General features: G+C 62.2%; 9 protein-coding genes and 1 tRNA gene. 4 read left to right on the forward strand and 6 right to left on the reverse strand.

Translation table 11 applies throughout. The annotated features are described in order from the left end of the window. Positions 1-823, forward strand: an 823-nt coding sequence (locus LDL37_RS03230) for a gamma-glutamyltransferase (RefSeq protein ID WP_290794259.1), incomplete at its 5' end; no start/stop codon positions are given. Positions 824-880: 57 nt separating this feature from the next. Here the strand turns inward: LDL37_RS03230 and LDL37_RS03235 are convergent. The 3 genes from LDL37_RS03235 to LDL37_RS03245 form a co-directional block, all read right to left on the reverse strand. After that, a complete protein-coding gene (locus LDL37_RS03235; protein ID WP_290794262.1) occupies positions 881-1,750 on the reverse strand; it encodes an SDR family NAD(P)-dependent oxidoreductase in 870 nt (289 codons plus the stop codon). 5 nt (positions 1,751-1,755) lie between these two features. Then, positions 1,756-2,022 carry a hypothetical protein gene (locus LDL37_RS03240; RefSeq protein WP_290794265.1) on the reverse strand — a complete coding sequence of 89 codons (267 nt, stop codon included), beginning with the start codon at positions 2,020-2,022 and terminating at the stop codon, positions 1,756-1,758. 69 nt (positions 2,023-2,091) lie between these two features. Further along, positions 2,092-3,405 carry a DNA-directed DNA polymerase gene (locus LDL37_RS03245; RefSeq protein WP_290794268.1) on the reverse strand — a complete coding sequence of 438 codons (1,314 nt, stop codon included), beginning with the start codon at positions 3,403-3,405 and terminating at the stop codon, positions 2,092-2,094. A 79-nt stretch (positions 3,406-3,484) separates the two neighbouring features. Here LDL37_RS03245 and LDL37_RS03250 point away from each other — a divergent pair, with 79 nt between their 5' ends. Beyond that, the gene (locus LDL37_RS03250; RefSeq protein ID WP_290794271.1) at positions 3,485-4,783 is read left to right on the forward strand and encodes an MFS transporter; all 1,299 of its coding nucleotides are present in this window, start codon (positions 3,485-3,487) and stop codon (positions 4,781-4,783) included. 32 nt (positions 4,784-4,815) lie between these two features. Here the strand turns inward: LDL37_RS03250 and LDL37_RS03255 are convergent, their stop codons facing one another. Further along, positions 4,816-4,950: a hypothetical protein gene (locus tag LDL37_RS03255; RefSeq protein ID WP_269471948.1), complete on the reverse strand. Its 135-nt coding sequence runs from the start codon at positions 4,948-4,950 to the stop codon at positions 4,816-4,818. 197 nt (positions 4,951-5,147) lie between these two features. On the opposite strand from LDL37_RS03255, the gene LDL37_RS03260 reads away from it, so the two are divergent. Next, positions 5,148-5,224: transfer RNA gene (locus LDL37_RS03260), tRNA-Arg, on the forward strand. 117 nt (positions 5,225-5,341) lie between these two features. Here LDL37_RS03260 and LDL37_RS03265 read toward each other — a convergent pair. Together LDL37_RS03265 and LDL37_RS03270 are read right to left on the reverse strand one after the other, a co-directional pair. Continuing rightward, positions 5,342-7,009 carry a methyl-accepting chemotaxis protein gene (locus tag LDL37_RS03265; protein WP_290794278.1) on the reverse strand — a complete coding sequence of 556 codons (1,668 nt, stop codon included), beginning with the start codon at positions 7,007-7,009 and terminating at the stop codon, positions 5,342-5,344. A gap of 184 nt (positions 7,010-7,193) precedes the next feature. Then, the gene (locus LDL37_RS03270) at positions 7,194-8,489 is read right to left on the reverse strand and encodes a leucine-rich repeat-containing protein kinase family protein (protein ID WP_290794281.1); all 1,296 of its coding nucleotides are present in this window, start codon (positions 8,487-8,489) and stop codon (positions 7,194-7,196) included. Positions 8,490-8,807: 318 nt separating this feature from the next. Between LDL37_RS03270 and LDL37_RS03275 the strand changes: the two genes are divergently transcribed. Continuing rightward, positions 8,808-10,000: gamma-glutamyltransferase (locus LDL37_RS03275; protein WP_290794284.1), on the forward strand; the 1,193-nt coding region annotated here is incomplete at its 3' end.

The raw sequence follows: 10,000 nt of genomic DNA on the forward strand, positions 1-10,000 counted from the left end.
TCTGGAGACGTTTGATCTGAAAGGCATGGGGTTTCAGACGATCGCCTCGCTGCACACCCAGATCGAGGCCAAGCGTCTGGCCTTTGAGGACCGGGCCAAATTCTTTGGCGATCCCGCCTTCTCGAAAATCCCGGTCGAGGCCCTGTTGTCCAAGGCCTATGCGCAGGAACAGGCGGCGAAAATCCGTCCCGATGCCATCCTGCCGCGCGTCGTGCCCTATGAGGCCCCGGCACGCGGCGACACCACCTATTTCACCGTTTCGGACAAAGACGGCATGATGGTGAGCTGGATTCAGTCCAACTATCGCGGCATGGGGTCAGGCCTTATTCCCGACGGTCTGGGCTTTATGCTTCAGGACCGCGGCGAACTGTTCTCGCTGCGCGACGGCTCGCCCAATGTCTATGCGCCGGGCAAACGACCGTTCCACACCATCATCCCCGGCTTTGCCTGCAAGGACGGCCAGCCGTGGCTCAGCTTCGGCGTCATGGGTGGCGATATGCAGCCGCAGGGTCAGGCGCAGATTCTCGTCAACCTGATCGACTACGGGCTGGGCTTACAGGAGGCGGGCGATGCCCCGCGCTGGCACCACGAAGGCTCATCCGAACCCACCGGGGAAGCGGCGGAAGGCACCGGGACGCTCAATCTCGAAAGCGGCGTGCCGCCGGAAACGCGTGCCGGTCTCGAAAAACTCGGCTGGTCTATCAAGCCGTCGCCCGGCAATTATGGCGGCTATCAGGCCATCGTGACGCAGGCCGATCCTTTGGGCCGTGCCTACGGGGCGGCCACCGAAATGCGTAAGGATGGTCTGGCTCTGGCCTATTAAGCGCAATCCGATAAAGTGGGCACCACTTTACGGAAAAATTGCGCGACAAACAAAAATTTAGTGCGGAATGACGGAGACATTCCGCACTAAGCGTTGGACTTCGCGGAGACCTTCGCGATAGGTCGGAAATTGCGGCCGCCAGCCCAGTTCGGCCTTGGCCAGGGCATTGGAAACGCGCTTGTTTTCGGCATAAAAGCGCCGCATGCCGGGGCTCAGGTCCGGCGCGTCAAACGGGATTTCGGGTGGCACCGCGAAGCCAAAGGTCTGGGCCGCCCACACCAGCACGGCATCCGCCGGGGCTGGCTCATCGTCGCACAGATTATAGACCGCCCCGGCGCGCCGACGCTCGGCGCTACGCATCAGGGCGTCGGCGCAGTCAGTGTCATAAAGGCGCGAAAAGACCTGACCCGGCTTATGGATGCGTCGCGCCGTCCCGTCACGCAGACGTTCGATCACGCTGCGGCCCACGCCATACAGGCCGGGCAGACGGAATACCGCCACATCATGCTGACTGCTGAAGGACTGCCACTGGGTTTCGGCCTGCACGCGGCGGCGGCCTTCGGTGGACAGGGGTGTGAGGGCCTGATCCTCAAAGGCCCAGCCGCCGCCCCGATCGCCATAGACCCCGGTGGTCGAAAGATAGCCCAGCCATTTGCGCGGCGCATCATGCAGGGCCGCACTCAACGCTGCAAAGGCCGGACAACCAGCGTCATCCGGTGCGGACGTGATCAGGATAAGGTCAGCGGCTGCCGCGAAATCGCTCAGTTGCGGGCTCAGCGGGTCCGCGGCGTCGATCCCCTGCCCGGCCAGCCACGTTCGCTTTTCCGCCGTGCGGGCCGTAGCCGACACGCGGTAGCCGCGCGCCCGGCACAGATCGGCAAAGGCCGCGCCAATAAAGCCGTAGCCGAACACCAGAACGCGCGTCATGGGTTTTATTGTGCCGAAGCCGAAGCCGTCGAAGAGGCTGAGGCCTCAGTGGCCGCCTGTGCCTTGGCGGCACGCTCAGCGGCCTGCTCGGCCTTGCGCTTTGCGTCGCGCTCGGCCTTCTCGCGCTGAGCCCGCACCACATCGGGCAGCACGATGTCATGGCCGAACGGCGCCGGCGAGCGCGTCCCCAGCCCCTGCGGCCAGACAAGGCTGAGCGCAATCATCAAAAGGGCGACCACGGCCGCGCTGGTATAGAAGACCTTGTCATTCATGACCTAAGCTATACCCCTCCCTTGCGCGTTTGAGAACCCAAAATTGCTGCACTGCGTAAGCGCACAACCTCATTCCCAGAACTCTGGCGTTTCAGGCACCCGGTTAAAGGCGATCTTGGCGCCTACAAATTCATGCAGTTTGGGCTTTGGCCCGATGCTGATGCGATCCTTGCCGAAGCGCTGATTGAGGGCGTCCATCGCCTCCAGCAGGCGCATATGGCGCGGGTCTTCCGCCGCCGCCGGACTATAGCCAAACAGGTCAGGCGCCGTATCCGCCGGAATCAGGCGCAGACAGGTGACCGACACCTTCTTGATGCGCGTCTGGTTGAGGGTGCGCACGCAGACGTCCCACAACGCATCCGCTGCCTCCAGCATACGGAAACTGTCGGCCGTGGCCATAAACAGGCGCTCGGCCTGCGCCCGCCCTTCCTGTGTGCCGCGGATAGACAGGTGCAGGCCGCCGCACTTATAGCCTATGCGCCGCAGCCGCGACCCGCACTTGGCCGTCAGCCGGCGGGCCACGGCACGCGCAGCGTCCACAGGACGCAGCTCAGCCGCCAGAACGTGCGAATGGCTGATGCTGCCGCGTTCGGTTTCGATCTCCGGCGGGTCGATGCCGTGCAGGGCGTACCAGAACTGATCCCCGCCGATACCGCCCCATAACTGACGCATCCGGCTGGCGCTGAGGTGCCAGAGCTGACGCGGATCGCTGATGCCGGCCTTATGCAGCCGCGCCTTCATCGCCGGGCCTATGCCGGGAAAATCACCGATGTCGATGTCGAGCAAGGGCCCCGGCAACTGATCGCGGCGCAGCACCGTCATCCCCAAAGGCTTTTGCATATCCGCCGCTGTCTTGGCCAGCATCCGCGAGGGGGCCAGCCCGATCGAGGCCGTCAGACACTCGCCGATATTTGACAGGATGCGTCTCTGGATACGATGCCCCAGCGCCCGCGCCGCCGCCTCCACCGTCTCCGGCCCCATCAGCCGGCACGCCACCTCATCAATCGAGCAAATCTTTTCGACGGGGATGACGTGATCGACCTCCTCAAGGATGCGGTGGTGAATCCGCACATAGTCATCCGGCCGCGCTTCGACGACGTGCAGATTGGGACAGAGCTGCCGCGCCACGGCGACCGAAGTCCCCGTCTTGATTCCCAGCTTCTTGGCTTCCTGACTGGCGGCAATGGCGCAGGTATAGTCACTCTTGACCGGCACCACGATCAGCGGCTGCCCGCGCATGTGCGGCCGGGCCTGCTGTTCGCAACTGGCGAAGAAGCTGTTCATATCGAGATAGAGCCATTTCAGCCCACCCCCGTCGTCCCACTGTCTGGTCTGCGCCGCCTGCATATAAAGAACATACCAAGAACATTTAAAACGAGTCAAGACACCCCTGTTTCAAAAACCGTGCGAAGGCGAAAGGCGGGGCTTTCGCACCTGCACCCAAATGCCCTATAGAAGGTCAATGTCAGTGACGAAGCCCCAGCCGCCCCGACCGGAACCCTCCGTCTCAGGGCCCGACGCCGAGACCGCCACCTCACCCGACACCAAAGGCGGCAAGCCGACGCTCAGACGCGCCATCATGGACAATGGTGCGCTCAGCGTCATGTTCGCTGTCGTCTTCATCAATCTGGTGGGGTTTGGCCTGCTGGTGCCCCTGATGCCGTTCTTCGCCCAGACGCTCAACGCCGGGCCGTGGCAGGTGACGCTGATGTTTGCCGCCTATTCACTGGGGCAGTTTTTTGCCGAACCCCTGTGGGGCAGCCTGTCGGACAAGTGGGGACGCAAACCGGTTCTGCTGATCACCACCGCCTCTAACATCCTCTTTTATGTGCTGCTGGCTTTTGCGCCCAATGTCTGGTGGGCCATCGCCATCCGTTTCCTGAACGGTATAGGCTCCGGCAATGTGTCGTGCATCCAGTCCTATGTGTCGGACATGTCCGAGCCGCATCAGCGTGCCGGTCGCATGAGCCTGATCGGCGCCGCTTTTTCACTGGGCTTTGTGATCGGCCCGGTCATGGGCGGGTTTCTGGCTCACGAAGAAGCCGGGGCCGCCGGATTCCGCCTGCCGCTGTTCCTCGCCGCAGGCCTTTCCGCCGTGGCGACGCTGGGCATTCTCTTCTATGTGCGCGAAAGCCGCGTGCGTACCCATGCGGCTCCGCAAAATTTCCGCGCCACCTTCGCCGAAGCCCGCCGCCATCCGATCATCAGCCGCCTGATCCTCTCGACCCTGTTCTACATGGCCGCACTGGCCGGTCTTGAGGCCACCTTCGGCCTGTGGGCCAAGGCGCGCTACGACTGGGGTCCGCGTGAAGTCAGCCTGGTCTTCCTGTTTATCGGCGTTACCGCCGCCCTGATGCAGATGGTCTTTACCCGCCCGCTGGTGCGCCGGTACGGCGAAGCGCACATACTGGTGCTAGGGCTGACCGTGTTCGGCATGGGCTTCTTCCTTCAGGGGATCAATCAGATGCCGTGGCTGGTTACGCCGCTGGTCATGCTGGCCGCTCTGGGGCAGGCGGTCATCTTCGCCTCGATCTCAGCTATCATCTCAAAATCGACGGCCACCGACCGTCAGGGGGCCATGCTGGGCCTCAATCAATCGACGGGGGCGATTGCGCGCATTGCCGGGCCGGTGGTGGCAGGCTTCCTGTTCAGTCAGATGGGGGCCGATGGCCCGCTGTGGTTCTGCGCCCTCATGTGCTTTACCGCCGCCCTGCTGGCCCTGCGTGTGTCGCAGGTCGAACGCCGGTTAAACGCGGGATAGACTTTTAGCGGGTGCGCATTTTCGGAATGCGCTTAGAAGATCAGAAACGCCGCCAGCGCCATACCGATGCTCAGGCCCACAATGATGTCGAGCGGACGCACCAGAGACGGTTTGAGCGGCTTGTCAGCGGTCTCCCGCCGAAAGGCGTAATTGTGTTTGATCGCCACGGTTATTGTCCCGAAATGAGTCAAGGCCCGCTGAGATCAGCAAGAGCCGTGCCTGCGTTTCGAAAAGAGGCACACAACCGCTCTTTTCAAAAAAATCACAAAATCAGGGGAAAACTTTTTAAAAGCGCTTGCGTTTAAAATTCCAAGAGACTAATTGTCCGGCCCTCGCCGCTGAGGCGGGAACACGAAATGGACACGCACTCGTAGCTCAGCTGGATAGAGCATCAGACTACGAATCTGAGGGTCAGGAGTTCGAATCTCTTCGAGTGCGCCATTTGTTTCAAAGACAGGCTCCCCACGGAGAGCCTTTTCTTTTGCGCATTTGTCAAATCCACAAAACAAAGCCCCGCCATTTCTGACGGGGCTTGCTCTGTTGGCAGTGTGACCGCAATCAGGCCGCGCGGACCGTTTGCAGGAACTTGTCCATCTCGTGATGCAGGCGTTCAGCCTGGGTGGCCAGTTCAGCGGACGAGCTTTGTACCTGCACGGCGGCCTCCCCGGTCTGTTCCGCGGCCTGTGCGACACCCGACATGTTGGAGGTGACCTCCTGCGTGCCGACCGAGGCCTGATTGACCGCCTGAATGATCTCCTGCGTCGCCGCACTCTGTTGCTCGACCGCCGAAGCGATGGCCGTGCTGGAATGGTTGAGGCTCTGGATCGTCCCGGCGATGTTGCGCATGGTCGTCGCCGCCCGGTTGGTGGCGTCCTGAATCTTGGCGATCTTTTCGGAGATGTCGGTCGTGGCCTTGGCGGTTTGCGAGGCCAGCGCCTTAACCTCAGCGGCCACTACCGCAAAGCCCTTACCCGCTTCACCGGCGCGGGCCGACTCGATGGTAGCGTTGAGCGCCAGCAGGTTGGTCTGGTTGGCCAGACCGGCGATCAGATCGACCACGCCCCCGATCGAGGCAGCGGTTTCGTTCAGTTCGCTGACCACGATCTGCGCTTCTTCGGCTTCCCGCACGGCATTGGCAGCGACCGAGGATGAGGTTTCGACCTGACGGCCGATTTCACCAACCGAAGCCCCCAGTTCCTCCGTAGAAGCGGCCACCGAGGTCACATTGGCCCCGGCCTCCTCAGCGGCGGCAGATACGGCGACCGACTGCGCCGAAGCCTCCTGCGCCGTGGCGCTCAGTTGCGCGGCAGCGGCCTGCATCTCGGTGGCCGCAGAGGACACCAGCGACACGATACCGCCCACCGACTTTTCGAAATCATCGGCCAGCTTGAGCATGGCCGTGCGGCGTTCGGCCTCGGCTATGGCCTTTTGCTGTTCGGCGGAGGCGCGCAGGGTTTCAGCCTCCATCAGGCCCTGACGGAAGGCTTCGGCGGTGCGCGACATCGAGCCGATCTCGTCGCGACGCTCCTGTCCGGGGATAACGACGTCGAGCTTGCCCTTGGCCATCTGACCCATCAGGCCATCGAGGCGAACCACAGGGGCCGAAATGCCGCTACGCGTCAGCCATACGGCGAAGCTGCCGGCCACCAGCAGGCCGATAAGACCGATGATATTGGCATTGCGCACGGCATCATCGGCGCTTTTCTGAAGGCTGGCCGCCAAAGCGTTATTCTCTTCAATCGTGCGGTCCACGATTCCGGCAACGCCGGTCATGACCTCCAGCAGTTCAGGGCCACAGCCATTATCCATAGAGGCGATCGCGGCGTCTTTCTGACCGGCTTGCGCCAGGCTGACCACCTCGGCGCAGGCCGTGCTCATCACCGTATTGTATTTTTCGCGCAGGGGTTTGAACTCGGAGACCTTGCTGGGCAGGAACTTTTCGGCCTTGTCCATTTCGGCGTTGAACTTGGTCTTACCGTCTTCGATATCGTGCTGGGCCTTTTCCAATTTATCTGCGTCAGAGGCGATAACGGCTTTGAGGATCGAGCGCGAGGTCCACGCCGCGTGACGGCCGGAGCGCGCCAGCGCCACCGTACCCGGCGCCGGCCCGGTCAGGGCTTCGTCGTATTTGTCAATATTGCCCCCCAGCGAGGCGTCGGTGTAGAGCACAGCCCCTACACCGACGATGGCGATCAGTGCCAGAAGCACTATCACCTTGATTTGCATAGATAAGTTATTCAGCATTGGTGACCCCGATTATAGTTACGCTAATAAAACCGCGTTACAAGGAGTCGTCCACTAAGGTTAACAAGTGGTAACAGGTGGCAGCGTTTCTCATAAAGACGCCTACTCAATTCATGCGATCAATTGGAAAGCCGATCACATTTCAAAGGACCGGCTCCCTCTTAGATCAGCCCGCAATCGCTGCCAGACTTTCAACAATTTCAGGGAACAGAGGGCGGTTTTGCGGCACATCGACACAGGCCGCCGTCAAGCGTTTCAAGGCCTCAGGTGCGTCGCATAGCCGCGTCAGTTCCTCCAGCAGGCAGCCGAAGGCGCGCACCTCCAGACGCTGCAGCGCCTCCGCCTGCGTGCGGTCCGCCGGGTCATAGGCCGACGCGGCGCCGAAATCCCCCAGACAGGCGCGACCGCGACCATCATGGAGAATATTATGCGCGTAAAGGTCGCCGTGCAGGATACCTCGACTGTGCAGATGGCTTGCCGCGCTCGCGATTTGCTGAGCGATGCCTAACGCCGTCCCGACGTCGAATCGCACCCCTTCCGCATAGACGTCGCGCGTGCAGGTCTCAAAGTTCGGCGGCCCCGCCAGCACGCGCCAGTCGGGATCAATGCGCTCCATCACCAGTGCGTCGCGCCCGTCCGGATGACCGCGCACCCTGCCCACCACGGGTATCAGGCCCTCATGACGCCCGGCGGCGACACAGGCCGCCATCTCGCTTTGGGGCAGGCCATCGCTGGTCATGGCCCCCTTGAATATCTTGACGGCGACCGGGCGCCTGAGGCCTTCATGCGACAATTGCGCCAGATGCGTGGTGCCCGACGCCCCCTCGCCCAGCACGTCACTCAGCGACAGGTCAGACCACGCGATGTCCGCTACCGGCACATGAGTAAGAGCGGTCTCAGCCCTGGCGGCGAACGGATTGCCGGCCAAGGCCAGCCAGGACAGGCGCGGCAACCGGGTCAGCCACACCGGCAGGGTTTCAAACTGATTAGCCGCCAGACGCACCAGTTCGAGCGCGCGACAGTTTTGCATGGCTTCCGGTAAAGCCGTGAGCCGGTTTCCGGCCAGCATCAGCTTTTGCAGGGCCGCACAATCCCCCAGACTCTGCGGCAGGCTTTCGACGCGATTATCCGTCAGGATGAGCCAGCGCAGGCGCGGCGGCAGGGCTTCGGACGGCACCTCACGGATGCGGCAGGATTTAAACCCGACCATTTCCAGCGCCTCGCAGCGCCCCAGCACCGGCGGCAGGGTCTCAAACGGATTGTTCGAGCCGAAAAGGATTTTCAGCCGGTGCAACCGCGCGAAATCCTCCGGCAGGTGCGTTAACTGACTGCCACCCAAATCGAGCACTTCCAGCGTGTCGGCCAGATCGTACAGCGCTTCGGGAAAGGCCGTCAGCCCGCTGAGTCTTACGCTTGTCGCGCCTGTAAGCGCGCCGGAACGGAGATCGTCGAGCGTGTGCATAAAGTGATCCTGAAACCCTAACCGAGAGGTTTCCTAAATCATTATGATTTCTGGTAGAAACATAATGATTTAGATTTTGTATAGCCCCTCGCCGGGCGGTGGCTTCGCCACCTTGGCCGCCGCCTCAATGGCGGCTAGAGCGGAATGATTCCAGTAGAAATCATTCCGCTCTAGCATCTTTGAGGCTGACTCGCTGTCTTTGTTTCACGCGCCATAAGGGGCAAAAATTTACCGCGCGCCTGTAAAACTCTGGTGGCCAGAGTTCGCGCTTCCTATACTGTACGCCTCTGTGTTTCATATTCCCGCGGAAACCTCCCCATGCTGTCACGCCGCCTTGTTCTCGTCGCCGCACTGGCCTTTGGTCTGAGCGGATGCGCCACCTTTGCCCCCCGGCCTGCTGAGCGCTTCACCCCGGTTGTGGCGGCGGCCAATCCACTGGCCGCCAAGGCGGGCATGGAGATACTGGAGCGCGGCGGCACGGCGGTCGATGCCGCCATCGCCATTCAGGCCACCCTGTCTCTGGTCGAGCCGCAAAGCTCCGGCCTCGGCGGCGGGGCCTTCATGGTTTATTACGATCATAAGACGGGTCAAACCACGGCCTATAATGGCCGCGAAACCGCGCCGAAGTCCGCCGACGGCACCCTGTTCCTCAAGCCCGATGGGACACCTCTGCCCTTTGGCGAAGCGGTGGTGTCGGGCCGCGCCACCGGCGTACCGGGCGCGGTGCTGATGCTCGACATGGCCCATGCTCAGCACGGCAAGCTGGCGTGGAAGGACCTGTTCCACATGCCGGAAAAACTGGCCGAAGAGGGTTTTGTCATTTCGCCGCGTCTGGGGAACTATCTGGCCAGCGGGCGCTTCCCGCAAAGCCAGACGCCCGATGTGAAGACCTATTTCGGTGACGGCAAGGGTGGCGTCAAAAAGACCGGCGATGTGCTGAAAAACCCGGCCTATGCGCAGACCCTGCGCACCCTGGCCGATAAGGGGGCGGTCATCTTCCGCGAAGGGCCGCTTGTCGCGGCCATGATCGCCAAAACCCACGAAGGCCCCCTGCCCGGCGATCTGCAACCGCTCGATTTCAAGATGTATTTCCCGAAGGCCGGGGCCCCCGTCTGCGACACCTATCGCGTCTATATTATCTGCGTGCCGGAACCACCCTCATCGGGTGTGTCGCTGCTTCAGGCGCTGAAGATCGTTGAAGCCTTCCCGATGAACGCCTACGGGGTCAATGATGCGCGCGGCTGGCAGGTGATTATCGAAGCCGAGCGGCTGATGTACGCCGACCGCGATCAGTACGTGGCCGACAGCGATTTCGTCAGCGTCCCGATAAAAGGCTTGCGTGACCCGGCCTATGTGCGCAGCCGTGCGGCCACCATCACCATCGGCAAGGCGTCGCCCGCCCCCACCTATGGCACGCCGCCCACCGCCGTGGCCTGGGCGAAAGACGCGACGCAGGAGCCCGCCGGGACCACGCATTTCGTCATCCGTGACCGCTACGGCAATGCCGTATC

It is taken from the genome of Asticcacaulis sp. (genome assembly GCF_020217185.1).
GTDB lineage: Bacteria > Pseudomonadota > Alphaproteobacteria > Caulobacterales > Caulobacteraceae > Asticcacaulis.

Bases quoted from the DNA above. Each gene is read 5' to 3' on its own strand.
- LDL37_RS03235 (WP_290794262.1), bottom strand. From the start codon at position 1,750: ATGACGCGCGTTCTGGTGTTCGGCTACGGCTTTATTGGCGCGGCCTTT.
- LDL37_RS03250 (WP_290794271.1), top strand. From the start codon at position 3,485: ATGTCAGTGACGAAGCCCCAGCCGCCCCGACCGGAACCCTCCGTCTCA.
- LDL37_RS03240 (WP_290794265.1), bottom strand. From the start codon at position 2,022: ATGAATGACAAGGTCTTCTATACCAGCGCGGCCGTGGTCGCCCTTTTG.
- LDL37_RS03270 (WP_290794281.1), bottom strand. From the start codon at position 8,489: ATGCACACGCTCGACGATCTCCGTTCCGGCGCGCTTACAGGCGCGACA.
- LDL37_RS03265 (WP_290794278.1), bottom strand. From the start codon at position 7,009: ATGCAAATCAAGGTGATAGTGCTTCTGGCACTGATCGCCATCGTCGGT.